General features: G+C 62.8%; 23 protein-coding genes and 1 tRNA gene. 12 read left to right on the top strand and 12 right to left on the bottom strand.

The genetic code is table 11. The features are described from left to right. Positions 1-14: 14 nt before the first annotated feature. From CO670_RS04415 to CO670_RS04400, 4 genes are all read left to right on the top strand, one after another. On the top strand, positions 15-533 hold the full coding sequence (locus tag CO670_RS04415; RefSeq protein WP_097589136.1) for a FecR domain-containing protein: 519 nt from the start codon (positions 15-17) through the stop codon (positions 531-533). Between the two features lie 4 nt (positions 534-537). After that, positions 538-2394 (top strand): adenylate/guanylate cyclase domain-containing protein, encoded by a 1857-nt coding sequence (locus tag CO670_RS04410; RefSeq protein ID WP_097589135.1) that lies wholly within the window; start codon positions 538-540, stop codon positions 2392-2394. 98 nt (positions 2395-2492) lie between these two features. Further along, on the top strand, positions 2493-4448 hold the full coding sequence (locus CO670_RS04405; RefSeq protein ID WP_097589134.1) for a DEAD/DEAH box helicase: 1956 nt from the start codon (positions 2493-2495) through the stop codon (positions 4446-4448). A 57-nt stretch (positions 4449-4505) separates the two neighbouring features. Further along, entirely contained in the window at positions 4506-5210 is a 705-nt protein-coding gene (locus CO670_RS04400) for a 50S ribosomal protein L11 methyltransferase (RefSeq protein WP_097589133.1), read from the top strand. Here the strand turns inward: CO670_RS04400 and glp are convergent. From glp to CO670_RS04375, 5 genes are all read right to left on the bottom strand, one after another. After that, on the bottom strand, positions 5179-6402 hold the full coding sequence (glp, locus tag CO670_RS04395; RefSeq protein ID WP_097589132.1) for a gephyrin-like molybdotransferase Glp: 1224 nt from the start codon (positions 6400-6402) through the stop codon (positions 5179-5181). The genes CO670_RS04400 and glp overlap by 32 nt on opposite strands. Then, complete coding sequence (gene moaC, locus CO670_RS04390; protein ID WP_097589131.1) at positions 6399-6896, bottom strand: cyclic pyranopterin monophosphate synthase MoaC; 498 nt, start codon at positions 6894-6896, stop codon at positions 6399-6401. Before moaC ends, glp begins: the two co-directional genes overlap by 4 nt. A gap of 1 nt (position 6897) precedes the next feature. Beyond that, the gene (gene trpC, locus CO670_RS04385; RefSeq protein ID WP_097589130.1) at positions 6898-7710 is read right to left on the bottom strand and encodes an indole-3-glycerol phosphate synthase TrpC; all 813 of its coding nucleotides are present in this window, start codon (positions 7708-7710) and stop codon (positions 6898-6900) included. Positions 7711-7719: 9 nt separating this feature from the next. Continuing rightward, the gene (gene trpD / locus CO670_RS04380; RefSeq protein ID WP_097589129.1) at positions 7720-8736 is read right to left on the bottom strand and encodes an anthranilate phosphoribosyltransferase; all 1017 of its coding nucleotides are present in this window, start codon (positions 8734-8736) and stop codon (positions 7720-7722) included. Between the two features lie 124 nt (positions 8737-8860). After that, positions 8861-10753: a SurA N-terminal domain-containing protein gene (locus CO670_RS04375; protein WP_097589128.1), complete on the bottom strand. Its 1893-nt coding sequence runs from the start codon at positions 10751-10753 to the stop codon at positions 8861-8863. 220 nt (positions 10754-10973) lie between these two features. Here CO670_RS04375 and CO670_RS04370 point away from each other — a divergent pair, with 220 nt between their 5' ends. After that, a complete protein-coding gene (locus tag CO670_RS04370; RefSeq protein WP_088674374.1) occupies positions 10974-11255 on the top strand; it encodes a hypothetical protein in 282 nt (93 codons plus the stop codon). Positions 11256-11328: 73 nt separating this feature from the next. Here CO670_RS04370 and CO670_RS04365 read toward each other — a convergent pair whose 3' ends face one another. After that, positions 11329-11583, bottom strand: a complete 255-nt coding sequence (locus CO670_RS04365; protein ID WP_088674344.1) for a GlsB/YeaQ/YmgE family stress response membrane protein — start codon at positions 11581-11583, stop codon at positions 11329-11331. Between the two features lie 823 nt (positions 11584-12406). On the opposite strand from CO670_RS04365, the gene CO670_RS04360 reads away from it, so the two are divergent. From CO670_RS04360 to CO670_RS04350, 3 genes are all read left to right on the top strand, one after another. Then, positions 12407-12562, top strand: a complete 156-nt coding sequence (locus CO670_RS04360; protein ID WP_097589127.1) for an entericidin — start codon at positions 12407-12409, stop codon at positions 12560-12562. Between the two features lie 463 nt (positions 12563-13025). Further along, entirely contained in the window at positions 13026-13898 is an 873-nt protein-coding gene (locus CO670_RS04355; RefSeq protein ID WP_097589126.1) for a transglutaminase family protein, read from the top strand. Positions 13899-13991: 93 nt separating this feature from the next. Then, the gene (locus tag CO670_RS04350) at positions 13992-14858 is read left to right on the top strand and encodes a transglutaminase family protein (protein ID WP_097589125.1); all 867 of its coding nucleotides are present in this window, start codon (positions 13992-13994) and stop codon (positions 14856-14858) included. On the opposite strand, the gene CO670_RS04345 is transcribed toward CO670_RS04350, so the two are convergent. Continuing rightward, on the bottom strand, positions 14815-15036 hold the full coding sequence (locus tag CO670_RS04345; RefSeq protein ID WP_168272188.1) for an alkylphosphonate utilization protein: 222 nt from the start codon (positions 15034-15036) through the stop codon (positions 14815-14817). The two genes, CO670_RS04350 and CO670_RS04345, sit on opposite strands and share 44 nt — an antisense overlap. An 87-nt stretch (positions 15037-15123) precedes the next feature. Beyond that, positions 15124-16017 carry a LysR family transcriptional regulator gene (locus CO670_RS04340; protein ID WP_097589124.1) on the bottom strand — a complete coding sequence of 298 codons (894 nt, stop codon included), beginning with the start codon at positions 16015-16017 and terminating at the stop codon, positions 15124-15126. Between the two features lie 137 nt (positions 16018-16154). Here CO670_RS04340 and CO670_RS04335 point away from each other — a divergent pair, with 137 nt between their 5' ends. After that, positions 16155-17582: an MFS transporter gene (locus CO670_RS04335; RefSeq protein ID WP_097589263.1), complete on the top strand. Its 1428-nt coding sequence runs from the start codon at positions 16155-16157 to the stop codon at positions 17580-17582. Positions 17583-17869: 287 nt separating this feature from the next. On the opposite strand, the gene CO670_RS04330 is transcribed toward CO670_RS04335, so the two are convergent. Beyond that, positions 17870-18859, bottom strand: a complete 990-nt coding sequence (locus CO670_RS04330) for a quinone oxidoreductase (protein ID WP_097589123.1) — start codon at positions 18857-18859, stop codon at positions 17870-17872. 34 nt (positions 18860-18893) lie between these two features. Continuing rightward, complete coding sequence (locus CO670_RS04325; protein ID WP_097589122.1) at positions 18894-19619, bottom strand: 3-keto-5-aminohexanoate cleavage protein; 726 nt, start codon at positions 19617-19619, stop codon at positions 18894-18896. A 207-nt stretch (positions 19620-19826) separates the two neighbouring features. Between CO670_RS04325 and CO670_RS04320 the strand changes: the two genes are divergently transcribed. Continuing rightward, positions 19827-20711 (top strand): LysR family transcriptional regulator, encoded by an 885-nt coding sequence (locus CO670_RS04320; RefSeq protein ID WP_097589121.1) that lies wholly within the window; start codon positions 19827-19829, stop codon positions 20709-20711. 30 nt (positions 20712-20741) lie between these two features. Here CO670_RS04320 and CO670_RS04315 read toward each other — a convergent pair. Then, positions 20742-20831 (bottom strand) — tRNA-Ser (locus tag CO670_RS04315). A 183-nt stretch (positions 20832-21014) separates the two neighbouring features. Then, positions 21015-21836, bottom strand: a complete 822-nt coding sequence (locus tag CO670_RS04310) for an Ig-like domain-containing protein (protein ID WP_097589120.1) — start codon at positions 21834-21836, stop codon at positions 21015-21017. A gap of 499 nt (positions 21837-22335) precedes the next feature. On the opposite strand from CO670_RS04310, the gene CO670_RS04305 reads away from it, so the two are divergent. Beyond that, positions 22336-23442, top strand: coding sequence for a septal ring lytic transglycosylase RlpA family protein (locus tag CO670_RS04305; RefSeq protein ID WP_097589119.1), 1107 nt, complete (start codon positions 22336-22338; stop codon positions 23440-23442). A gap of 72 nt (positions 23443-23514) precedes the next feature. Beyond that, the gene (locus tag CO670_RS04300; protein WP_097589262.1) at positions 23515-24708 is read left to right on the top strand and encodes a D-alanyl-D-alanine carboxypeptidase family protein; all 1194 of its coding nucleotides are present in this window, start codon (positions 23515-23517) and stop codon (positions 24706-24708) included. Positions 24709-24711 lie beyond the last annotated feature (3 nt).

Here is a 24711-nt window from a genome sequence, read left to right as displayed (position 1 = left end):
CAAAGGGGCTTTCCATGAACAAGATGCTTCGCAGTCTATTTGCCGCGGCACTCGCCGTCGGCCTGGTTCCTGAAGCGACCGCCTTTGCTCAGTCCGCCGGCTGCTCGGTGTCGCGCGATGCCAGCTCCCGTCAGGTCCTCGCTTGCCCGGGCGGCGTCAAAGTGACGGCGGAAGCTGGCGCGTCCTTCCGCTTGACCGACCGCAATCGCGACGGCAGCCCGGATTCCCTGTCGCTGCGCAGCAAGGCCGTCCTCGTCGATGTCGACAGCAGCCAGCATGCGGGCGGTTTCCAGGTCGTGACGCCGCAGGCGATCGCCGCTGTGCGCGGCACGCGATGGGCTGTCGACGTTGCAAGCGGCAAGACCTCGGTGCTGGTCGTCAGAGGCAGCGTCGCCGTCCGCCGGCCGGCCGGTGAGCCGGTGGTGCTGTCGCCGGGCGAGGGCGTCGATGTCAGCGGTGGAACCGAGCCGCTCGTCGTGCGCCGCTGGCCGGCGGAGCGTGCATCCGCGCTTCTTGCCCGCCTGGGCCAATAAATCCATGAGTCATCGCCTGCTGACGACGATCATGCTGCTGCTCGCCGGCCTTTGGGGGGCTGCGCTCGGCTATCTCAATCTCAATGGGGGAATCGGCCTTCTCGACCGGATGGAAGCTTCGCTCGCCGACATCCGCAGCGTCGTCGTCGGAGCGAAAGCGCCGCCGCCTATCGTCTCGATCGTCGCGATCGACGACCGCACCGCCGCCGCACACGGCTATCCGCTCGACCGGGCGACGCTTGCACGGCTCGTCGGCGCGATCAACGCGCTGAAGCCGAAAGCGGTGGCGCTCGACATCCTGCTCGTCGATCCCGGACCGGAGGAGGGGGACACCGCGCTCGCCTCCGCCCTCCGCGAGGGGCCTTCGGTGATTGCAGCGGCGGCCACTTTTGCTCGAAGCAGCCAGCAGGTTACGGATGCGGCCGGCGATCCGCTTGCCGCCATCCCCGAGGCAAACCATCTTCTCTTGCCGCTTCCTCGTTTTGCCGGGGCAGCCGCAGTCGGCGTTGTCAATGTCGCCACCGACCAGACCGGCACGCCGCGCTTCATTCCGCTGATCTCGCGCGCCGCCGACCGACTGGATCCGGCTTTTCCGCTGCGCGCCGCTTCGGTGGCGCTCGGCGTCGATCCCGCGATCGAACCCGATGCCATCATGCTCGGGAACCTGCGTATTCCGACAGATATCGGCCAGCGCCTGCCAGTGACCTTCTATGGCGGGCATGGCAGCATCGCCACATTCAGCGCCGTCGATGCGCTGGATGGCAAGCTGCCGGCGGATGCGGTTTCGGGCCGCGTCGTCGTCATCGGCTCCACCGTCACCGGCGGCGGCGATGTCTTCCCGACGCCGTTCGATCCCGTCATGCCCGGCGTGGAGGTGATGTCGACGGCGATCACCCATCTCATTGCCGGCGACGGCATGGTGCGGGACCACCGGATACGGCTGATCGACGCCGGCATCGCTGTCGGGCTGTCCGTCCTGCTCGTTTCGCTGATCGCATGGCGGCGCAGCGCTGCCGGCTATGTCGTCATCGTGCTGACGCTCATCGTCTGGGCGATGCTCAACCTGTCGGCCTTTGCGCATGGCTATTGGCTGAGCGCGGCGCTGCCGATCGCGGCAGCATTGCCGCCGGCCCTGATCTTCGGGGCGGCCGAGCTTTGGCTCGACCGCGGCCGCGCCCGCCATTTCGCGGCTCAGAGCGCGCTGCTGCAGCGCATCGAGGCCCCCGGCCTCGGAGAGTGGCTGGCGCACAACCCGGATTTTCTTGCCAAGCCGGTGCGCCAGGACGCCGCCGTCGTCTTCATCGATCTCTCCGGCTTTACCGGCCTCAGCGAAGACCTCGGGCCGGTAAAGGTCAGCGAGGTTCTGAGCGGCTTCTTCGAGCTGATCGACGAGGAGGCGCGCGCGCATGGCGGCGCCATCACCAGCTTCATGGGTGACGGAGCGATGATCCTGTTCGGCCTGCCGGAGCCCGCCGAGGACGATGCCGCCCGTGCCGTCGCCTGCGCGGTCCGCCTCTGCGACCGCACGCGGGCCTGGCTTGGAAAACATGCCGGTTTCGCCCAGAAGAAGATCGGCTTCAAGGTCGGCGCCCATTGCGGGCCGATCGTCGCCTCGCGGCTCGGCACCGGCGACCGGCAGCAGATCACGGCGGCGGGCGACACCGTGAATGTCGGCAGCCGCCTGATGGAAGTCGCCGCCCGTCACGGCGTCGAGCTAGCGCTCAGTGCCGAAATCGTTGCCGCCGCAGGCCAGGACAGCGTGCTCCTTCAATCGGGCCAGATCGAGGGCCCACTGGAAACGGAGCTGCGCGGCCGTACAAGCCATATCGATGCCTGGCTGTGGCGAAGCAGCACGCTTTGACAATCGCTGCGGGAGCGGCTAGGAACGGCGCAAATATCCCGCCGGCTGGCTCCGGCCATGGCGCAGTTCGCGCCTGACAGCTCCGAAAGATCGAACCCATGACAGAATTCAACGGCGTCGTTCCGGCGATCGCCAAGGCGTTGCAGAAGCGCGGTTACGCCGAACTCACCCCGGTGCAGCAGGCGATGCTCGATCCCGGCCTTGCGGCATCCGACGCGCTGGTTTCGGCCCAGACCGGCTCCGGCAAGACCGTCGCCTTCGGACTGGCGCTGGCCCCGACGCTGCTTGAGGGCAGGGAGCGCTTCGGCAGCGCCGGCGCGCCGCTCGCCCTCGTCATTGCGCCGACGCGCGAACTCGCGCTGCAGGTGAAGCGCGAGCTGGAATGGCTCTACGAGATGACCGGCGCGGTGATCGCCAGCTGTGTGGGCGGCATGGATATCCGTAGCGAACGCCGCTCGCTCGAACGCGGCGCTCATATCGTCGTCGGCACGCCCGGCCGCCTTTGCGACCACATCCGCCGCAATGCGCTTGATATGACGGACCTCAAGGCCGCCGTGCTCGACGAGGCCGACGAGATGCTCGATCTTGGCTTCCGCGAAGACCTGGAATTCATTCTCGAATCGGCGCCGGACGAGCGCCGCACGCTGATGTTTTCGGCGACCGTGCCGGCGGCGATCGCCAAGCTCGCCAAGAGCTATCAGCGCGATGCCGTGCGCATCAGCACCGCGGCCGAGGAAAAGCAGCATGTCGATATCGAATATCGCGCACTGGTGGTTGCTCCGAGCGACCGCGAGAACGCGATCATCAACGTGCTGCGCTATTACGAGGCGACCAATGCCATCGTCTTCTGTTCGACGCGCGCTGCCGTCAATCACCTGACCGCGCGCTTCAATAACCGCAATTTTTCCGTCGTGGCTCTCTCCGGCGAGCTGACGCAGAACGAACGCAGCCATGCGCTGCAGGCGATGCGCGACGGGCGCGCCCGGGTCTGCATCGCGACCGACGTCGCCGCCCGCGGCATCGACCTGCCGGGCCTCGATCTCGTCATCCATGCCGATCTGCCGACCAATCCGGAAACGCTGCTCCACCGCAGCGGCCGCACCGGGCGCGCGGGGCGCAAGGGTATCAGCGCCCTGATCGTGCCGCTGAACGCCCGGCGCAAGGCCGAACGGCTGCTTGAGAATGCCGGCATTTCCGCCACCTGGGCACGGCCGCCGTCGGCCGAGGAGGTCAGCGAGCGCGACGACGAGCGGCTGCTCGCCGATCCGATCTTCCACGAAGCGCCGCAGGAGGAAGAGCAGGGGCTGGTGCAGCAGTTGCTTTCGAGCCACGGCGCCGAAAAGCTCGCGGCCGCCTTCCTGCGTCTCTACCGCACCAATCATTCGGCGCCGGAAGACCTGATCGAGGTCACCGTGTATGACGACCGCAGCCGCAAGCGCCGTGACAATGCAGCACCCTACGAGCCGGCGCAGAAGGGACCTCGCGAAGATTTCGGCCCCAGCGTCTGGTTCTCCGTCTCGGTCGGGCGCAAGCAGAATGCCGAGCCGCGCTGGCTGATCCCGATGCTCTGCCGCAACGGCAATGTGACGAAGCGGGAGATCGGTGCGATCAAGATGCAGCCCGAGGAAACCTATGTGGAGATCGCCGCAGCGAATGCCGATAGCTTCCAGGAAGCGCTTGGTCCGAACAAGACGCTCGAACGCGGCATCCGCGTGACCCGGCTTGCCGGCACGCCGGATTTCAGCCGCGCGGCCTCGCCGAAGCCCTATGCCGGCAAACCGTCGCGTGACGAACGGCCGGGCGACTCCTTCCGGGACGAGCGACCGAAGAAGAAGTTCGGCAAGGGTTCTGGCGGCGGCTATGCCGCAGCCGACGCTGGCGGCCAGGAGAGGCGGGATGCCAAGCCCTGGAGCAAGAAACCCGGCAAGCCCGGTTTCGATGGCCCGAAATCCGATAAGCCCAGATATGACAAGCCGAAATTCGAGGGCGGCAAATATGAGGGCAAAGGCGGTGCCGGGGCGAAGGGCAAGTTTTCGAAGAATAAGCCCGGCTGATTTCGTCAGCTGCGATGACGAATCATCGGATTTCATGACCGGTGGAATGAGATGGTGATGAAACGCCCCGGCACGCTGCGTCCCGATCCGGCCACCTTCATCCAGGCCAATCTGCCGATCTCGCCGGTTCCCTCCATCCCCGAGATCCGGCTTCACACCGCGGGGCCTGCGAGCGGGCTTTGGCGGCTTGCCGGCCGTGGAGAAACCGATCCGCCGCCTTACTGGGCCTATCCCTGGGCAGGCGGCGCCGTCCTTGCCCGCCATCTGCTCGACCGGCCGGAAACGGTCGCCGGCCGCCGCGTCCTCGATTTCGGCGCCGGCTCCGGGCTCGTCGCCATCGCGGCAGCGAAGGCCGGAGCGCGCGCGGTGACGGCGGTCGATATCGATGCCAATGCGATTGCCGCGATCGGCCTCAACGCGGCGATCAACGATGTAAGCATCACAGCCATCGCTGCCGATATCATCGAGGAGCCGCCGCCTGAGACGGATGTCCTTGTCATCGGCGATCTGTTCTACGATCCCGCGCTTGCCCTACGGGTGATGGCCTTCTTGCGGCGTTGCCAGGCAGCCGGCATCCAGGTGCTGATCGGCGATCCCCTCCGTGCTCACTTGCCGCAAGGCGAACTCAGCCGAATTGCGAGCCATGCAGTCACGGATTTCGGCGCAGGCACGCGTGGCGGAGCGGTTCAGGCGGGCGTCTTCTCACTCTCGGCAATGACTGCGGACGCAACTAAACGAGAAGGTCCGGCCGCAACAGCATGACCGGGCAGGGCGCTCCGGCCGGCAGTTCCGGTGCGTGCGGCGGGCGGATGATGAGGCAGTCCGAACGGGCAAAGGTTTTCATCATCGAGGAATCCTGCTTGTCGAAGGGCTCGACCAGCCGGTTTCCGGCAGCGGATTTCGAAAGTTTCGCCCTGATATAGTCCTGCCGGTGGTCGTTGGCACGCAGCGTCACGGCCGCCTCCACCATTGTCTCTCGCTGCACCGGCGGCAAAGAGGCGAGCTTGCGGACCAGCGGCTCGAGGAAGAGCAGGGAACAGACGAGGCTCGAGACCGGATTGCCGGGCAGGCCGAGCACATGCGTCTCGCCGAAGCTGCCGACCATCAGCGGTTTGCCGGGGCGCATGGCGATGCGCCAGAAATCGAGTTGCATGCCGGCCTCGATCAGCGTCGCCTGCACCAGATCATGATCGCCGACCGAAGCGCCGCCGAGCGTAACGATAACATCCGCCTTGGCGCTCCGCGCAGCGTCGATCGCCGCGGTGATTCTGGCCTTGTCGTCGGGCACGATGCCGAGATCGAGCACCTCCGCGCCGGCTCTGCGGGCGAGGGCTGCGATACCGAACGTGTTGGATGCAATGATCTGCGAGGGGCCGGGCGTGCTGCCGGGCGGCAGCAATTCGTCGCCGGTTGCGAGAATGGCGATCAGCGGGCGGCGCAGCACCTCGACATCGGGCCGGTTCATGCCGGCGGCAACCGTCAACCGCGAGAAATCGAGCACGCTGCCGGCAGGGAGCACGGCTTCGCCTTCGACGAAATCCTGGCCTCGGGGACGCACATGCTGGCCCTGGCGGACGGGGAAATTGGTTCGGATGCCGCTTTCGGTCTTTTCAGCATCCTCCTGCAACAGGACGCTATCGGCGCCTGCGGGAACAGGGGCGCCGGTGAAGATGCGGACGGCTTCTCCCTGGCCGACGCTTCCCTCGAAGCCGTGCCCGGCGGAGGAGGTGCCGATGACCTTCAGCACGGCGCCCGGCTCCGGCGCATCCTCGCGGCGCAGCGCATAGCCGTCCATGGCGGACGCGTTGAAGGGCGGTTGGGTCAGGCCCGCCGTGAGATCGACGGCAAGGACGCGGCCTTCGGCCTCGGCGAGCGGCAGCGTCTCGGATACCGCGATCGGTTTTGCGCGGGAGAGCAAGCGGCTCAGTGCCTCGGCGACCGGCAGAAGGTTCATTTCGCCTCCGGATGGCGGAAATCGCCGGATTTGCCGCCGGACTTTTGGAGCAGCCTGATACCGCCGATCTCCATTGCTTTGTCGGCGGCCTTGGCCATGTCGTAGATCGTCAGGCAAGCGACCGAGACGGCGGTCAGCGCTTCCATCTCCACGCCGGTCTTGCCGGTCAGCTTGGCGGTGGCGGTGACGCGGAGACCCGGCAGGGCGGCGTCCTCCTCGATCTCGACCGTGACCTTCGTCAGCATCAGCGGATGGCAGAGCGGGATCAGATTGGCGGTCTGCTTGGCGGCCATGATGCCGGCAAGGCGCGCCGTCCCGATCACGTCGCCCTTCTTGGCATCGCCTTGACGGATGAGGGCAAGCGTTTCCGGCGCCATCTTCACATAGCCTTCGGCCGTGGCGATGCGCACGGTCTCGGCCTTGTCGGAGACATCGACCATATGCGCCTCGCCGGAGGCGCCGATATGGGTCAGGCCAGGCTTTTCGCCGCTCATGTCACTCGGCCGCGATGGCGGCTTCGCCCAGGAGCAGCGCGCGGGTGGCAGCCGCCACGTCGTCCTTGCGCATCAGGCTTTCGCCGACGAGGAAAGTATTGATGCCGGACACCTGCAGGCGCTTGCAATCCGCATTGGTGAAGATGCCGCTTTCGCCGACGAGGAGCCGGTCGTCCGGAACCATGGAGGCAAGCGTCTCGCTGACCGTCAGGCTGACCTCGAAAGTCCTGAGATTGCGGTTGTTGATGCCGACGAGCGGCGAGGAAAGCTTCAGCGCCCGTTCCATTTCCGGCGCGTCGTGAACCTCGACCAGCACGTCCATGCCGAGCGAAAAAGCTTCGTCCTGCAGGCGCTCCGCATCGTCATCCGTCAGTGACGCCATGATCAGGAGAATGCAATCGGCGCCCCAGGCGCGTGCCTCATGGACCTGATAGGTCTCGAACATGAAATCCTTGCGCAAAGCGGGCAGGACGCAGGCGGCCCGTGCCGCCGTCAGGAATTCCGGCGCGCCCTGAAAGCTCGGCGTGTCGGTCAGCACGGAAAGGCAGGCGGCGCCACCGGCTTCGTAGGCCTTTGCCAAAGCCGGCGGATCGAAATCCGGGCGAATGAGCCCCTTTGACGGGCTCGCCTTCTTGATTTCGGCAATCAGGCCGAAATTGCCGGCGTCGCGCTTGGCGGTAAGCGCCTTGTGGAAACCGCGCGGAGCGGACTGATCGGCCTGCATCGCTTTCAGCTCGGCAAGCGACACGGCGGCCTTCGCCGCAGCGATTTCCTCGCGCTTATAGAGTTCGATCTTCTTCAGGATATCGGTCATCGGCCAATCCTAGTCGATATCGTTCGAAACGGCGACGAGTTTGTCGAGGGCAAGTGCGGTGGCGCCGCTGTCCAGCGAATGCGCGGCAAGCGCCATGCCGTCGCGGATCGTCTCGGCCTTGCCGGCGATGACGAGCGAGGCGGCGGCATTGGCAAGCGAGACGTCGCGATAGGCATTCCTTGCGCCGCCGAGCACCTCGCGAAGCGCTGCGGCATTGGCGACGCCATCACCGCCCTTGATGTCGGCGAGAACGCAAGGGCTGACGCCGAAATCGGCGGGCGACAGCTCGAAGGTGCGGATCTTGCCGTCTTCGAGGGCCGCGACCTGCGTCGTTCCCGTCGTGGTGATCTCGTCGAGGCCGTCGCCGTGGACCACCCACACGCATTCGGAGCCGAGATCGCGCATGACTTCGGCCAGCGGCACTAGCCATTGCGGCGAGAACACACCGAGCAGCTGGCGGCGGACGCCGGCCGGATTGGAGAGCGGCCCGAGCAGGTTGAAGATGGTGCGCGTGGCGAGCTCGACCCGGGAGGGGCCGACATGGCGCATGGCCGAATGATGGAGCTGGGCGAACATGAAGCCGACGCCGGCTTCCGCGATGCAGCGAGAGATAGTCTCGGGACCAGCATCAATGTTGACGCCCAGTGCGGCCAGATTGTCCGCCGCGCCGGATTTCGAGCTCAGCGCCCGGTTGCCATGCTTTGCCACGGGCACGCCGGCACCGGCGACGATCAGCGCCGCCAGCGTCGAAATATTGTAGGTGCCGCTGGCATCGCCGCCGGTGCCGACGATGTCGATCGCATCGGCCGGCGCTTCGACGGTCAGCATTTTCGAGCGCATGGTGGTGACGGCGCCGACGATCTCGTCAACGGTTTCGCCGCGTACGCGCAGCGCCATCAGGAAACCGCCGATCTGCGAGGGGGTCGCCTGGCCCGACATCAGGATGTCGAAGGCAGCGCGGGCCTCGTCACGCGTCAGCGGCTCGCGGCTCGCGGCCTTGGCCAGGAACGGCTTCAGATCGGTCATGCGGTTTCAAGCCTCCCAGAGCATGATGCCGAAAAGTGTGAGCGGCTTTCGGCATCATGCTCTAACTCTCTAATTTAGAACAGAATTCAGATTTTAGGCCGACCTGGCCTAAAATCATCCTGTCCTAGCGGACGGTCGCCTGTTCGGCGAGCGTCTGGTTGATCTGCGCGCCATACTGCGTCTGCAGCAGGTTGACCATCTGATCGAGAATATCGTCGCCGGCGGCATTGGCCATGGCGGTGATCTGGGCGTCGCGGTTGTTCAGCACGTCGCCGGTCGGCTGGGAGTTGACCTCCGTCACCTTCATCAGGATCTGCGTGGAAGGATCGGCGCCGACGGCACTGGCCACCGTATCGATGGGACCAGAGAAGGCGGCGTTGATGCCTGCGCGGCCGAGAACCGGATCGTCGGTGGAGCGGGTGAAACCGCTCTTGCTTTCGACGGCGATGCCGAGCGGGGCTGCGATATCGGCAAGAGCGGTGCCTTTGGCCGCCTCGGCCTTCAATTCTTCGGCCTTCTTGGCGAGCGCAGCCTTCTGCTGTTCGGCCGTCCAATCCTCGACGGCCTTTTCGCGCACTTCGGCGACAGGCCGCTCGCGGTCCGGCGTGATTTCGCGGACGTTGAACCAGACATAGCCGTCATTGCCCATCGGGAGCGGCGGCGCATCGACGCCGACCTCGGTCTTGAAAGCTTCGCCGAGCAGCTGTTGCTTGATCGGAATATCCTTGACCTCGTTGCCGTCCTTGCCGGCGCCGGTCATATCGACGGCATCGACGGTCACTGCCTTGAGCTTCAGCTGGCCGGCGATATCTTCGAGCGTCGAGCCGCCGGCACGCATATCCTCGATGCGGTCATGAACGTTGATCACTTCCTGAGAGGCATTGGCGAGCGCCAGCTGCTTGCGGATATCTTCCTTCACCTCATCGAAGTTCTTGACGGTCTCAGGCTTGATATTGTTGATGCGCAGGATGACCGGGCCGAAGGAGCCGTCGACGACCGGCGTGGTGCCGCCATCCTTCGAAACCGCGAAGGCGGCATTGGCAACGGCCTGATCCGGGACCTTTTCCTTGGTGAATTCGCCGAGCAGCACGTCGCTCGCCGTCTTGCCCTGGTCGGAAACCAGCTGATCGAAGCTGGTGCCGCTCTTCAGCGCCGTTTCGGCTGCGGTGGCGAGATCCTTGCTCGCGAAGGTCAGCTGTTCGATCGTGCGGCTTTCCGGCGTGCGGTAGGCATCCTTGCCCTTGTCGAAGGCTTCGCGGATCTGATCGTCGGTGACGGTCGCAGCGTCGGCGATATCGGCGGGCTGCAGCTTCAGATAGATGATCTTTCGATATTCCGGTGCGCGATAGCGCTGCTTGACGCCTTCGAACCAGGCGGCCAGCACGTCATCGGCGGGCGCCTTGATCGGCTCGATATTGGCATTGGTGAGCAGGAGGTAGTCGACGCTGCGGCTTTCATCGCCGTAGAGCTTGAGCGCGTCGACCAGCGTCTTCGGCGCCGTGAAGCCGTTGGAGACGGCATCGACGATCTGGCTGCGGACCGCGACCTTGCTGCGCTCCTTGATGTAATCCTCCTGGCGGATCCCGGCATTGCGCAGGCGCGAAATGAAGAGCTCACGGTTGAACTTGCCGTTGACGGCCTTGAAGGCCGGATCGTCGCCGATCAGTTGGGCGAGGCGATCCTCGGACAGGCCGAGATTCATGTCTTCGGCGAGCTGATCGAGCGAGGCGCCGGCGACGAGCTGGGCGAGCACCTGCTGTTCGACGCCGAAGGCGCGGGCTTGCTCGGGGGTGAGGCGCATGCCGAACTGCTGGCTGACGCTTTGCACCTGGCGCTGATAAGCGAGATGGAATTCATTGACGCCCACCTGCTGATCGCCGACGGTCACGACCGTGGTGCTGCTGCCGCCTGTCAGCAGCTCTCGCGACACACCCCAGATGCCGAAGGAGGCGACGAGGAGAAGCAGGAGCAGCTTGGCAACCCAGGTCTGAGCAGCTCTTCTCAGAAAATGGAACATGAAAACGCAAACCTCGCAGTATCATTGACCCGCACGACGGGCAGACATTCGTCGTTCCTTAAAACAAACCCGACAGGAAATGAAGGGTTTGTCGCGCGAAAAGCTGCGTGGGGCGATGACCGGCGTAAACGGCCCTGGCGGGGAACAAAAGATCGGCTGGAGCGGAACCTTTCTGGCCGCCATTTCGTTGAAGCGGCATCCCATGAAACAGGAGCAGACCATGGCAGAATTGAAAACCGCTTCCGCCGAATCCACCGCTGCGCGCGTCAAGGCCGATATCGCAGCAGACGATCTGTCGGCGCAGGTCACGGCGCTGCGCGAAGACCTCTCCAGACTGACGGAAAGCGTGCGGGCGCTGGGGCAGGGGGCAAAGTCGGTGGTAACCGATGAGGCTTCGCTGATGACGGAACGGCTGCGCGACAAGGTACGCGAAGAACCGCTCATGGCGCTCGCGGTGACGGCGGGCGTCGCCTATCTTTTCGGCCTGCTGAGCCGCCGCTGAATTCGGAAATCGGACAAGGAAAAGCCGGACGCCATAAACGCCCGGCTTTCAGTCGTGTCTGTGACCAATTGGGTCAGCGGCGGATGACTCGCCCGAGCGCGATCAGGATGCACGCACCGACGAAACCGGTGATCAGGTAACCCAGCCAGCCGGCCAGCGGCTGAATGTGCAACAGACCCAGGATCCAGTTGGCGACGATTGCGCCGACGATGCCGAGCAATATGTTCATGAGCAGGCCCATATTGCTGCTCATGACCTTTTCCGCCAGCCATCCGGCGATACCGCCGATGATGATGGCCGCGATCCAACCCACGCCTGCGTTTTCCATATAATTTCCTCCTGATGAAATGCCTCGTCACTATGCACGAAATGAAAAAAAGTTCCACTCCTGGAGGAACTTAAGCATTCACGGCTGCAGCAGGGTGACCGGCGTTTCCAGCGCGTAAACGGCCAGCTGGAAAAGAAGGCCGGCAATAGCGAGCAGGGCGAAGCCGACCGGCATGATGAGGCTTTTGCTAAACATCTTCTTCTCCCCTTTTTTATGAAGCATAAACCCAAGAGGGAGACGCGCAAGGCTATTATTAATAGTTAGTTAAGCCTGGTTTTTAAGTAAAATTTAAATTATCAAAATGGCACATGGCGTTATTTTTCAGGACAATCGAATAATCACTGCGACAATTTGTACGGCTGTCTTTGCACTGAGTTGGAAATGTCTTTATCTGCCTGCACAGACGCGTTCATGGCGTAAAAGTCGTCAACTAATACTAGCCATTCCGGATTACCGCGTTGCAGACGTGCGGCCGGTGGTGCTGCAGACACAGCGGCGACAGGTGCCACAGTCCCTCTGGATAAAAAATTCCGGGAGCCGAAGAATGTGCCGAAGCTGTTCGGCAGCGGACTGAGATCCGGCAATTGCGCAGTCTTCACGTTCTGTGGATGAGCAGCATGAAGAACAGGAAGGATGCTGTTGCGACGGTTGCGGCGAAGGCGATTTGATAGTCCATATCGTTGACCCCGGTGGATGGCTCTCCTAAACGCCCGCGGCGTCACCGGGTTCCATGCCTGCGCTCGTGCTACCCCATCGGCGGATTGATTTTGCCGTGGAGTGTATCATTTTCTTCAGATCGCAATTCATCCGGGGAACAGAATTGATGCCAAATGCTGCCATCGCCATTGCCTGCATCTGCCTGCTGACGCTTTCCGGCTGCGGCAATACCGCATACGGACTGAAGAAGGATGGGCAGCAAACCAGCCACGCATTGGACAATGCGACACATCGGGTGCTTTCGGCCGGCGCCAAGAAGTGATGCCGCGCGACGGAATGACCGCGAAAAAAGCCCGCCTGGGGTGAGGCGGGCTTGCACTAACAGAGAGAAATAGCGGATAAACCGCTAGGAACCTAATAAAGCATCTCCTTAATCGCTGAGCTTTACGTCATTCGACGTAACCGCGACGCGATCGCCGGTATCAGGTCAGAAGTTGCCCCAGTTTTGAGCGCGGGCACGAGCGCGAATAATCCGGTATTCGCGACCGCCATAGAGCGAACCGATTGTCAGCAGAAGCGTAAGAACGTCCCAGATGATATGCATCGTACCCTCCTAAGGTTGGACGGCCCTGCCGTCGATCGGTGAAGCTACAATAGCAATCTTTCGAATCTGCTTATATGACAAGAAATCGGGATAAGCGCAGAAGCGGGCAGGGCGCTTCCAAGGGAGAGGCGGCATAGCCGCCTTGGAGCAGCAACGTGAACAGATTGCGGGGCGGCCCCCCATGACAATTTTCACCGTCCGCCATATCACCTCCTATCGCTACCTCAGAGAGGTCTATTTCGGCCAGCATCGCCTGATGTTTCGGCCACGCGACAGCTTCGACCAGCGGCTCCTGGAGGCGTCGCTGACGACCTATCCGGAGCAAAGCCGGGTGCGCTGGATCCACGACGTCTTCGGCAATTGCGTCGCGCTCATCGATATTCCGACACCCTCCGCCGAGCTTCGGTTCGAAACCTGGATCACGCTCGATCACACGCCTCAGGTCGCACTCGATCTCCGGGTCGACAATGCCGCCCTGACCTATCCGTTCCCCTACGACCAGGACGAGATCGCCGATCTCGCGCCCTCGGTACAGCGTCATTATCCCGATCCGAACAACGAGGTCGGGCGCTGGGCAAAGCGGTTCGTACGGCAGGGGCGGCCGACAGAAACCGGACATCTGCTGATGACGCTCTGTTACGCCATCCGGGAAAGCTTCGTCTATTCGCGGCGGCTGGAGCATGGGACGCAGCCGCCTCTCCAGACCTTGCAGCTTCGCTCCGGCACCTGCCGCGATTTCGCGCTTCTGATGATGGAAGCGGCACGCGCGCTCGGCCTCGCGGCGCGCTTCGTCACCGGCTATGTCTATGTTCCCGACCGGGACGGCTCCACCGTGCTCGGCGGCGGCTCCACGCATGCATGGTGCCAGATCTATCTGCCCGGCGCCGGCTGGGCGGAGTTCGATCCGACCAACGGGATCGTCGGCAACCGCGATCTCATTCGCGTCGCCGTCGCCCGCGATCCCCGCCAGGCAGTCCCGCTGAGCGGCAGCTACGACGGGGGGCAAGCGGATTTCGACAGCATGACGGTGCAGGTCAACGTCACGACCAGTTAGCCGCGGGGAGACGCCCGCAGCCCTTGGAACCGCGCCGCGCCGAGCAACGTTGATAGGCAGCCGCACATGCGCAATCGCGACGAGGAAGCCACTATGAGGATACGCGCCGGGTTTCATTTAGGGTACGAATGCGTACAGCCGACACCCATGCTGCTCGTCCTCAACATTCATCCTTCCCGGCGCGCCGATCTTTTAAGCGAGCAGGTACTGACATTCGACCGGCCGATCGAGGTCTGGGAGTATATCGACGTGTTCGGCAATGCCTGCAGCCGGATCGTCGCGCCGCCGGGACTGACGACGATTTCCACCGCGTTCGAGATCTACGACACCGGGCAGCCCGACATCGTTCCTGAGAATGCCGTTCAACACGCGATCAAGGACCTGCCCGACGAAGTGCTCGTCTTCCTGCTCGGCAGCCGCTACTGCGACACCGACAGGCTCTCGGATTTCGCCTGGGCAAACTTCTCGTCGACGCCGCTCGGATGGGCGCGGGTCCAGGCGATCTGCGATTTCGTCCATAACCACATTACCTTCGACTACCAGAAGGCCGACGTGCTGAGGACCGCGCATGGCGGCTTTACCGACAAGAGCGGCGTCTGCCGCGATTTCGCTCATCTCGCGATCGCGCTCTGCCGGTGCCTGAACATCCCGGCCCGCTACTGCACGGGCTATCTCGGCGATATCGGCGTTCCGATCGATCCCAATCCGATGGATTTCAGCGCCTGGTTCGAGGTCTTTCTCGGCGGCCATTGGCATACGGTCGATGCCCGCCACAACACGCCGCGTATCGGCAGAATACTGATGGCGACCGGCCGCGACGCCACTGACGTCGCGATGTCCACGGCCTTCGGGCCGGCGACGCTTTCCCGTTTCGAAGTGATCACGGAGGAAGTGCCGCAGGAGACCCCCGACGATCCTATGCCTTCTTCAGGAATTCCGTTTTCAACACCAGGCCCTTGACCTGCTTGGTGTTGCACTCGATCTCGCCGGGATTGTCGGTCAGACGGATACCCTTGACGAGCGTTCCGCGCTTCAGCGTTTCCGAAGTTCCCTTGACCTTGAGATCCTTGATCAGCGTGACGGAATCGCCGTCGTGAAGCTGGCTTCCGTTGCTGTCCTTTACAATGATGTCGGTCATGATGTCCTCGCTTGGTGATGCGAGAGGGGAAATCACGGCAGCACGGGATAGTCAACCGCTGGCACAGGGTCACTCTCGGGCTTCCAATCACGTTGCGGCACAGGCATCGCGAAGGCAGCCGCGCAGCCAGCGGTGGGCGGGATCGGCATCCATCCTCGGATGCCAGAGCAATGAAACCGTGATGTCAGGCATCGAGACGGGGAGCGGAAAACTGTGCATTCCCGCGCGCAAGACGCCGGTATGCCGTTCGGGAACAGCGGCGATCAGATCGGAAGCCCGCGCGAGAGCCAGAGCAGTCGAAAAGCCGCCGACGATCGTGACGATCTGCCGTTCCAACCCGAGCAGGTCGAGCGCCTCATCGATCGGTCCTTTCTCAAGGCCGCGCCTGGATACGCTGACATGCCGGCCGGCCGCATAGCGGGAGAGCGTCATTTCACCCTGGCAAAGCGGATGTCCCGCTCGCACGACACCGACGAAGCGATCCCGAAACAAGGCTTGCGCCCGCACTTCGGGTCCGGTCGTCTTGCCGACAACACCGGTTTCCAGATCGACAGTGCCGTCGCGCAAGGGGGCGCTGTCTCTATCCGGCTTGGCCACGAAGCACAGCCGTACGCCAGGCGCTTCTTCGCCGATCCGTGCGATGAGATCCGGCCCGAAGTTCTCGACGAAGCCTTCGCTGGTGCGCAGCGTAAATGTCCGGTCAAGCCGTTTCAGGTCGAGCGCCTCGACGGGACGCAACACGGCTTGCCCCTCCTCGACGATCCTGCCGACCCGCTCGCGCAGTTCGAGCGCCCGCGGAGTGGGAACGAGACCGCGTCCGGCACGGACCAACAGCGGATCACCTGTGGTTTCGCGCAATCGCGCCAATGCGCGGCTCATCGCCGAGGGACTGAGCCGCAATCTGCGGGCCGCGCGAGCAACGCTGCCTTCGGCAAGCAGCACATCGAGAGTGACAAGCAGGTTGAGATCGGGTGTCGACATAGGTCGACGATAACACGGCTTGTTCATGATGTGGCGTCAAATGCATCAATGAAATGCAAATCGTGCGCCTTCCGCCACATCAGGCCGGTCACTAGGCTTCGACGCTCCATTCCGGAAATCGCGAAAACGAGGTCATGATGAAACAGATCACTGCGGAACGAGGCGAGGCAATTGCCGGGCAGGCGCCCTCCGCCCGATGGACGCTCGCCAGCCTTTCCTTCTCCATGCTGCTGCCATCACTCGGCACGAGCATCGCCAATGTCGGCCTGCCGAGCCTGGCGCAGGCCTTCAACGCCGCCTTCCAGGATGTTCAGTGGATCGTGCTTGCCTATCTCCTCGCCATCACCACGCTGGTCGTCAGCGCCGGGCGGCTCGGTGATATCGTCGGGCGCAAACGGCTGCTGCTCATCGGCATCCTGCTCTTCACGATGGCTTCCATCCTGTGCGGCCTCGCGCCTACGCTGTGGGTGCTGGTTGCGGCGCGCGCCGTGCAGGGCCTGGGCGCGGCCATGATGATGGCTCTCACCATGGCCTTCATCGGCGAGACGGTGCCGAAGGTAAGGATCGGCAGCGCCATGGGATTGCTCGGAACGATGTCGGCGGTGGGAACCGCTCTCGGCCCTTCGCTCGGCGGCGTCCTGATCGCCTCGTTCGGCTCGCCGGCGATCTTCCTCGTCAACGTGCCGCTCGGCGTATTGACCTTCGCTCTCGCTTTTCGCCATCTGCCGGCTGATATCAGTGGAAGCAAGACGGATCGAGCGCGCTTCGACATTGCCGGCACTTTGCTGCTTGCGCTGACGCTTTCGGCCTATGCGCTTGCCATGACGATCGGGCACGGCAGGTTTGGTCCGCTGAACGCAGCCCTGTTGCTGGCCGCCGCTTTCGGCATCGGTTTCTTCGTCTTCGCCGAGGCGAGAACAGCATCGCCGCTGATCCGATTGGCGGCGTTTCGCGACCCGGCGCTCAGCGCCAGCCTCGCCATGAACATCTTCGTTTCGACGGTTATGATGGCCACGCTGGTGGTTGCGCCCTTTTACCTTTGCCGTACGCTCGGGCTCGACGAAGCCTTCGTCGGCATCGTCATGTCGAGCGGCCCCGTCATCTCCACTTTGAGCGGCGTGCCGGCCGGTCGCCTTGTCGACCGCCTTGACGCGCCCTTTGTGATTGTCGCAGGGCTCATCGCCATGGCGGCAGGCTCGATCGCCTTGGCCGTGCTTCCCGGTATTGCCGGCTACATCGCCGCCATCGCCATCCTGACGCCGGGCTACCAACTGTTCCAGGCGGCCAACAACACGGCCGTCATGGCGCATGTCCGGCCCGACCAGCGAGGCGTCATCTCGGGCATGCTCAACCTGTCGCGCAATCTCGGCTTGATCACCGGCGCATCCGTGATGGGCGCTGTGTTCGCTCTTGCATCTGCGACATCCGATATCGCCACGGCGCGCCCTGAAGCGGTCGCATCAGGAATGCGGATCACCTTCGCGGTCGCCGCGGCGCTGATTGCCGTTGCACTCGTCGTGGCGGTTGCGGTCTACCGTCACCTCCCACGCGCTGAGCGGCGATAGCGTGGGTCAAATCGTCGAAACTGAGACCAAGGTCCGATCCATCCCGGACTTCGTGCCCATACCAAACCGTGGATCGATGAAATAGATTTTCAGCGGGGCGCGTGGATTCGGAGTTTTTCAATGACAAAAGTCATCGTCCTTGGTTTGATACTTACGCCTATTGTCTTTTGGGGCTCCGTCGGCCTACTGATATACTCATTCCTGTCGTAAACATTCTTCATTTCCTGAAATATAAAGTGACCTTGAAGATGGCGCAGCGCCGATTTTGCGCGCTTGGGCGGGCCATGTCACGGAATGAGAATGATAGACCCTTGCGTTCGGCGCGCTTCCAAATCTTCGTGCACTCTGACCGCATCGCTGAGCCTGTATCTCGATATAGCAGGCGCCTTGACGATGCCGGCCTCGATGGCGCCGAAGAGATTGCTCGCGGCCGCCTCGTATTCGCGGCGGTCGGCCGTGTAATGGGCGATGGATGGACGCGTGACGAACAGCGATCCTTTTGCGCCCAGCGACGCAATGTTTAAAGCCGCAATCGGACCGGAGGCTTCCCCGAAACTGACAAGAGTACCGCGGGGGCGCAGGCAATCCAGAGATTTGGCAAACGTGTCGGCGCCGACCGAATCGTAGACGATACGCACGCCCTTGCCGTCGGTGATCTCGGCCACGCGGGCCTGGAAATCCTCCTTGGTGTAAACGATCGTGTGATCGCATCCATTGGCATGCGCGATCCTGGCCTTTTCCTCCGAGCCGACAGTCCCGATCACCGTCGCTCCGAGATGCTTCAGCCACTGGCAGGCGATCGATCCGACCCCGCCTGCGGCGGCATGGAAGAGGACGACGTCGCCTTTTGCCACCGGCGCGCAGCGATGGATCAGGTACTCGACGGTCAACCCCTTGAAAACCAGAGCCGCGACGGTTTCGCCGTCCAGCCCGTCCGGCACGGGTAAAGCGCGCGCGGCAGGCAAGTTTCGATGCGTGGAATAACCGTTCGGGGGTCCGCCGACATAGGCCACGCGGTCGCCGACACTGAAGGTTTTAACGCCGTCGCCAAGCGCGGTGACGATACCGACACCTTCCACGCCCAGCCCACTCGGCAAGGGAAGCGGCGCCGCGAAGACGCCTTTGCGGTGATAGATGTCGATGTAATTCACGCCGATCGCCAGATGCCGGATCTGGATTTCGCCGGCAGCGGGCAGGGCCAGCTCGATGCTTTCCTGGCGCAGGACGTCAGGCGGGCCGAATTCAGAAAATCGGAAAGTATCTGTTCTCGTTGTCATGCTCTGCCTCGCGAGAGAAGAATTAAGCGGCGGGTCAGTTCGGCCGGCCAAGGAAGATATCGACGGCGGCGGCGACCAGCGCGGCATTGCCGCTCGCGATGGTTCCATCTGGAAGATGCTTGCCATCTTCCAGGCCGATGCGGGTGGAAAAGCGCCGCTGGCGGGCCAATTCGACGAACGGCCAGACCGTTGCATCGAAGCCGTGCAGAAGAACGGGCCGGGTCACGCCGCCACGTTCGAGCACCTCGAGAATGCCGTCCTGAACAGCGCGGGCCCTTTGCCAATCCTGTTCGTGATCGAGTTCGATGAGCACGCGAAGCACCCGCTGGTGGTCTTCGAGGCTGACATAGCGCTCGGCATCGGCGACCGATGCCAGCCCGGCTTCGATCCCGACGCCCCTGTCGCGAAGCAGCTGCATTATAGCGGGCGCATCGTCTTCGGAGAGGTTCACCGACGCGTAATCCGGCAATACCAGCCATTGGCGGATGGCTTCCCGCGTCCGTTCCCGATCGCCCTCGATCCAGGCGCCCGTGGAAACGCCGACCAGCGTCCCCGGACAGACCCGGCGGATCGCGCTGACGGTTTCGTCGACAGCCGCGAGGCTTTCCTGGCCGTCGGCGCCGCGCGGATGAAGGTGAAGTTCGGCAGCGCCGGCAGCGACAGAAGCCGCAGCGTCGCGCGCCATGGCTTCCACCGTCAGGGGAATGTGCGGATGGAAATCGCTCGGCCTTGCGCCGTTGATGCAAGCTTGAACGATCATGAGAATTGCCTCGCGCCTTGTTGCGGAAGCACGGCGCTCTCGGATAGGTGCCGAAAACGCCGGGCGTAGCAAATTTGGAAAACCGAAGGATTGGAGGATGCCGCTCCTGCAACCATCCTGTTGCCGTTTCTGCTCCGATGATATCAAATCGGCGACAATAGACGACTGCCGTTTTGGGCAAGCGTCATTCCAAAAATGGAAAGCCTCATGGATTGGAATGACCTGAAATTCTTTCTTGCCGTCGCGAACTCCAGGTCGCTCAGCGCGGCAGCGCGCCGGCTGGGCGTCAGCACGTCCACCGTGTCGCGCCGAATAACGGCGCTCGAGCAAGCACTGGGGTCGACGCTGTTTCGGCATCACTTCGACGGATACGAGCTGACCGAAGCAGGCATCGATCTTCTGGCGCCGGCAGAAACGGCCGAAGCGTCTTTAAAGGCGTTCGAAAGGTCGGCCAGAGACAGCAGCGATAGTGTATCGGGCACTGTCCGCATCGACGCGCCCGAACTGCTGGGCCAGCAGATCCTCATCCCCAATCTCGGGGGCCTCATGCAGGATTACCCCGGCATTCAGCTCGACATCAGATCCAGCGTCCGGCCGGCGGCGCTCGCGACCCAGCAATCCGATATCGCCCTTCGGATCGTGCCGCCCGAGCGAGGCAGCTACCTCATGCGCACGGTGGGGAAGGTCATATTCGGCTTCTACATCAATCGCAGCTATCTGGAGACACATGGCAAGCCGTCGAACGAGCGCGACCTCCACTCCCACCGGGTGATCGGATGGAGCGACGATCTGCGTTATCTCTCGATGTCGATCTGGCTGGAAGAGATTTTCGCCGATTGCCAGCCGGCGATGCGGCTCAGCTCGTTCACCGCGCAGCTGACGGCGGTGGAAAACGGCCTCGGCATCGCGGTCCTGCCTTGTTTCGCCGCTTGCCGAACCGATCTCGTGCCGGTGCTGGAAGACGTGCCCAGGCTAACGCTCGATCTGTGGCTTCTCGTGCAGGACCAAGCGGCCCGGACGCCGAGGGTCCAGATCGTGAAGGAGCAATTGATAAAGATACTGACGGAGAACGCAGCCCGGCTGGAGGGCTGAAACGGCGCGATCGGAGAAATACGGCCAAAATGGCGGAAGAGGTGGGATTCGAACCCACGGTACGGTTTCCCGCACGCCGGTTTTCAAGACCGGTTCCTTAAACCACTCGGACACTCTTCCAGGCAAATTGAGACGCCCAAGGAAATTCCGTTTCGGCATTTCCGTTGGATCGGCGTTTTCGCCGATGTGCGACCCATTCACTCACAGGCCGGCTTTGTAGCAGCTTTGACCGCAGCGTCAACTTGTTCTGAAGCACTTGCTTCGGGGTAGGAAGCGGCTTTGCGGGCCGCTTGCCTGATGTTCTCAGACGAGGACGGTGAAGTTGTCGAAGGCGAGCTGCGGGAAGCCTGTGGGCTCCACGTCCGGGTCGATATCGAAGCGGACGAAGTCGACTGCGCCCAGCGCTTCCAGTGAAATATGCTGGCCGTCGGCAATGGTGTCGCCATAGACCTTGACGGTCATCTCGCTCACCTTGTTGCCATCGATGTAACCCTCGAAGGTGACGAGGGCATCGACCCCTTCGTAGCCGGGATCGAAAACGGTCGCGACGTCGACGCCCTCTACCTTGAAGAGCTTACCGTCGACACGGTCGAAAAAGGGATTGTAGGGATTGGTGACGACGTATTCGTTACCGCCGGCTTCTGCGACCGCCCAAAGGTTGCCGTCGACCTTGTCGCCGAACTTGAAGCCCGCGTAACCCGAAGCGATGTCCGGCTGCCCGGGATACTCCGTCGGCGCATTTTCGAAATCGATCGAATAGAGCCCTTGCGGCGGCGTGTTGACGGCGATGTGAAAGTTGGCGACGTCGGTGCCGCCTTTTCCATCGGAGACCTTAAAGGAGAATTTTTCGGAGAAGACTCCACCGGGCTCGAGGCTTCCCGGGTCAGTGACCGTGTAACTATAGCTGCCGTTGCTCCAGATGGTCAGCGTGCCGTGCTCGCCTTCGATGGTCAGATATCCGGGTTCACCTGCCTTGTTGGGAATTCTGACCCCATTGACGAACTGAACCTGAAGCAGATCGCCATCCGGATCCGATGCGCCGTCGAGAAGGCTTCCTTCAATGGCTTCCGTCGGCGAGTAGTCGCGGATCGACACGCTGGGCACTGCTGGTTTGTGATTTGCCATGACTCGTCCCCCTGAAGATGAACGTGGAAAGGACGCCGGGCTTCACCCGAACGCCCGCAACTAAACTTTCTACTTCACTTTGAGTCAAGCAACAAACTACACGGTGCAAGGGAAGCGTCGTCCATACGGCGGCGGGCCAGCAAGAACTTCAGAGCGATCGATTTAAAAGAAAACTACCAGTGGCTGAAACCCTCAACCTCTACCGGCACCCTTGATCGAAGGCCTTTTTGAGCGCGCAAATCCCCTCGGCTGTTTAATATGTGTCACGTATCGGCACGGCAATTCCGGGCCTCATTGCAGCGGCGGACGGGCAGGGCGCAGGTCCTATTGTTAGCAATTTATAAACCATAATTATCGGAATTGGCGCTATCGCTGCGAAATCGTTCGTAAATTTGCCACGAAGCTCACAAGATTAAAGTCTCGTTAGGCGGGTGGGGATAAGGCGCTATTGACCCATTATCGGGCAGGGTTCCTTAACCATATGAGCGGCGTGGGACATATGAGACTGGATTACGGGGCGGCGTCATTCGCAACGGCAGCGCGGTGGCTAGCGATATCGGCGATGTGTGCGACGGTTGCGGCGTGCGGCACGACGCAGGCGGTGCCGAAGAAGAAAGCCCACGGCAAGGAATATTTTTCCGAATCCGAATATGGCGTGAAGGCGAGCCCGCGGGTCGCCACCGGCAACAACATCCCGAAGGGCGGCGGCCGCTACATGGTCGGCAATCCTTACGTGGTGAAGGGTAAATGGTATTATCCGAAGGAAGACTTCTCCTATAGCAAGGTCGGCATCGCTTCCTGGTATGGTTCGGCCTTTCATGGACGCCTGACGGCGAACGGCGAGGTCTACGACCAGATGCATCTCTCCGCCGCGCATCCGACTTTCCCGCTGCCGAGCTATGCTCGCGTCACCAATGTAGAGAACGGCTCATCCATCATCGTGCGCGTCAACGATCGCGGTCCCTATCACGAAGGACGCATCATCGACCTTTCCAACAAGACGGCCAACATGCTGGATCTGCAGCACAGCGGCACCGGCAAGGTGCGCGTGCAATATGTCGGCCGCGCTCGTATGGACGGCCATGACATGCCTTATCTGATGGCATCCTACGTTCCGAAGGGCAGCCGCATTCCGGCAATCAATCCCGAGGGACAGATCGCAACCGGCGTGATGGTCGCCTCCAACAGCCGCAAAATGACGCGCGACCAGCTGCAGAGCTCGGACAGCTACGAGACGCCGGCCAACGTGCCGGTGCCGATGTCGGCGACCTCTTATGCGGGTTCGACGCCGAGCGCGCGCTACAATGCAGCGCCGGCGCTCGCCGCTCCTGCCAATGTTCTGGTCGCGCCGTCCGCGCAGTCCGCAGGCAATGGCGCTCCGGCCTTCGAACAGATGGTCGTGCTGCCTGAGATCGGGCCCATGCCCTATGAGCGGCCCTATGGCGGGCGTCAGGGTTCGCTTGCGCTCGGCTACCAGAACGAGGCGGTGAAGACGGTGACGGTCGATCTCGCCTTCGACGCGGTGATGGTGCGCAATGACGGGCTGACGCAACAGTCGATCCTGGCCTCTACCAAGCGTCAGCAGGCAAAATCCGCGGCGCGCTAAGCATGGCAATTGCAACGGATTCCCTCTCGCTCTAACCTCCTGAAATCCGCCGCTCGATCGATGGAAATTGCGATGCTGAAGCCCTTGCTTCGCCTTTTTGCATGCCTGATACCCCTGGCCACCGGCGCGCTCGCGGCCGATGGCGGCGCTGGCGGATTTGCCACGAAGGCCGCGCAGGCCTACATGATCGAGGCCTCCACCGGCACGGTGCTTCTCGCCAAGAACGAGGACCAGGGCTTTTCGCCGGCCTCGCTCGCCAAGCTGATGACGGTGGATCTCGCCTTCGAGGCGGTGACCAAGGGCCAGATCACGCTCGAAACCGAATATCCCGTTTCGGAATATGCCTGGCGAACGGGCGGCGCCCCGTCGCGGACGGCAACGATGTTTGCCGCGCTCAAATCGCACGTGCGCGTCGACGACCTGCTGAAGGGCATTACCATCCAGGGCGCCAATGACGGCTGCATCGTGCTGGCCGAAGGCATGGCGGGAAGCGAACAGCAATTCGCCGAATCGATGACCCGCCGCGCCCGCGAACTCGGCATGGATAAGGCGGTATTCGGCAATTCCACCGGCCTTCCCGATGGCAAGAGCAAGGTGACGGCGCGCGAAATGGTGGTGCTCGCTGCCGCCCTGCAGCAATCCTATCCGAGCCTCTATCCCTATTTCGCGCAGCCGGAATTCGAGTGGAACAAGATCCTCCAGCGCAACCGGAATCCGCTGCTCGGTCTCGATCTCGGCGCCGACGGGCTGGCGACCGGCTTTGCCGAGGGCGAGGGCTATTCGATCGTCGCCTCGGTCGAGCGCGACGGCAGGCGGCTGTTTCTGGCGCTTGCCGGCATCGCCTCAGACAAGGAACGGACGGAGGAAACCAAGCGCGTGCTCGAATGGGGACTGACGGCCTTCGAGAACCGGCAGATCTTTGCCGAGAAGGAAGTGATCGGCTCGGCCAGCGTCTATGGCGGCACAACACGCACCGTCGATCTCGTCGCCAAGGCGCCGGTCAGCGTCTATATCCCAGTCAGCAATCCAGACCGGCTCTCGGCACGCATCGTCTATCGCTGGCCGCTGATGGCGCCGGTCAAACCGGATTACCAGGCGGGCACGCTGAGGATTTTCGCGGGCAGCCGGCTGCTCCGCGAAGTGCCGCTCTATACCGTGCAGGCGGTGGAGGAGGGCTCGCTCAGCAGCCGGGCCGTCGACGCCATGCTGGAACTCGGCGAATCGCTGTTCTTCTCCTGGCTCTGGGATAAGTCCGCGCCCGGCTGAACA

This window comes from Rhizobium sp. J15, assembly GCF_002531825.1.
Taxonomy (GTDB): Bacteria; Pseudomonadota; Alphaproteobacteria; order Rhizobiales; family Rhizobiaceae; genus Rhizobium.
Note: the sequence above shows the minus strand (reverse complement) of the source record. Positions and strands in the feature narration are given on the sequence as shown.

Excerpts from the sequence above, each read along its gene's own strand:
- CO670_RS04415 (WP_097589136.1), top strand. The coding sequence starts at position 15 with ATGAACAAGATGCTTCGCAGTCTATTTGCCGCGGCACTCGCCGTCGGC.
- CO670_RS04410 (WP_097589135.1), top strand. The coding sequence starts at position 538 with ATGAGTCATCGCCTGCTGACGACGATCATGCTGCTGCTCGCCGGCCTT.
- CO670_RS04405 (WP_097589134.1), top strand. The coding sequence starts at position 2,493 with ATGACAGAATTCAACGGCGTCGTTCCGGCGATCGCCAAGGCGTTGCAG.
- CO670_RS04400 (WP_097589133.1), top strand. The coding sequence starts at position 4,506 with ATGAAACGCCCCGGCACGCTGCGTCCCGATCCGGCCACCTTCATCCAG.
- glp (WP_097589132.1), bottom strand. The coding sequence starts at position 6,402 with ATGAACCTTCTGCCGGTCGCCGAGGCACTGAGCCGCTTGCTCTCCCGC.
- moaC (WP_097589131.1), bottom strand. The coding sequence starts at position 6,896 with ATGAGCGGCGAAAAGCCTGGCCTGACCCATATCGGCGCCTCCGGCGAG.
- trpC (WP_097589130.1), bottom strand. The coding sequence starts at position 7,710 with ATGACCGATATCCTGAAGAAGATCGAACTCTATAAGCGCGAGGAAATC.
- trpD (WP_097589129.1), bottom strand. The coding sequence starts at position 8,736 with ATGACCGATCTGAAGCCGTTCCTGGCCAAGGCCGCGAGCCGCGAGCCG.
- CO670_RS04375 (WP_097589128.1), bottom strand. The coding sequence starts at position 10,753 with ATGTTCCATTTTCTGAGAAGAGCTGCTCAGACCTGGGTTGCCAAGCTG.
- CO670_RS04370 (WP_088674374.1), top strand. The coding sequence starts at position 10,974 with ATGGCAGAATTGAAAACCGCTTCCGCCGAATCCACCGCTGCGCGCGTC.
- CO670_RS04365 (WP_088674344.1), bottom strand. The coding sequence starts at position 11,583 with ATGGAAAACGCAGGCGTGGGTTGGATCGCGGCCATCATCATCGGCGGT.
- CO670_RS04360 (WP_097589127.1), top strand. The coding sequence starts at position 12,407 with ATGCCAAATGCTGCCATCGCCATTGCCTGCATCTGCCTGCTGACGCTT.
- CO670_RS04355 (WP_097589126.1), top strand. The coding sequence starts at position 13,026 with ATGACAATTTTCACCGTCCGCCATATCACCTCCTATCGCTACCTCAGA.
- CO670_RS04350 (WP_097589125.1), top strand. The coding sequence starts at position 13,992 with ATGAGGATACGCGCCGGGTTTCATTTAGGGTACGAATGCGTACAGCCG.
- CO670_RS04345 (WP_168272188.1), bottom strand. The coding sequence starts at position 15,036 with ATGACCGACATCATTGTAAAGGACAGCAACGGAAGCCAGCTTCACGAC.
- CO670_RS04340 (WP_097589124.1), bottom strand. The coding sequence starts at position 16,017 with ATGTCGACACCCGATCTCAACCTGCTTGTCACTCTCGATGTGCTGCTT.
- CO670_RS04335 (WP_097589263.1), top strand. The coding sequence starts at position 16,155 with ATGAAACAGATCACTGCGGAACGAGGCGAGGCAATTGCCGGGCAGGCG.
- CO670_RS04330 (WP_097589123.1), bottom strand. The coding sequence starts at position 18,859 with ATGACAACGAGAACAGATACTTTCCGATTTTCTGAATTCGGCCCGCCT.
- CO670_RS04325 (WP_097589122.1), bottom strand. The coding sequence starts at position 19,619 with ATGATCGTTCAAGCTTGCATCAACGGCGCAAGGCCGAGCGATTTCCAT.
- CO670_RS04320 (WP_097589121.1), top strand. The coding sequence starts at position 19,827 with ATGGATTGGAATGACCTGAAATTCTTTCTTGCCGTCGCGAACTCCAGG.
- CO670_RS04310 (WP_097589120.1), bottom strand. The coding sequence starts at position 21,836 with ATGGCAAATCACAAACCAGCAGTGCCCAGCGTGTCGATCCGCGACTAC.
- CO670_RS04305 (WP_097589119.1), top strand. The coding sequence starts at position 22,336 with ATGAGACTGGATTACGGGGCGGCGTCATTCGCAACGGCAGCGCGGTGG.
- CO670_RS04300 (WP_097589262.1), top strand. The coding sequence starts at position 23,515 with ATGCTGAAGCCCTTGCTTCGCCTTTTTGCATGCCTGATACCCCTGGCC.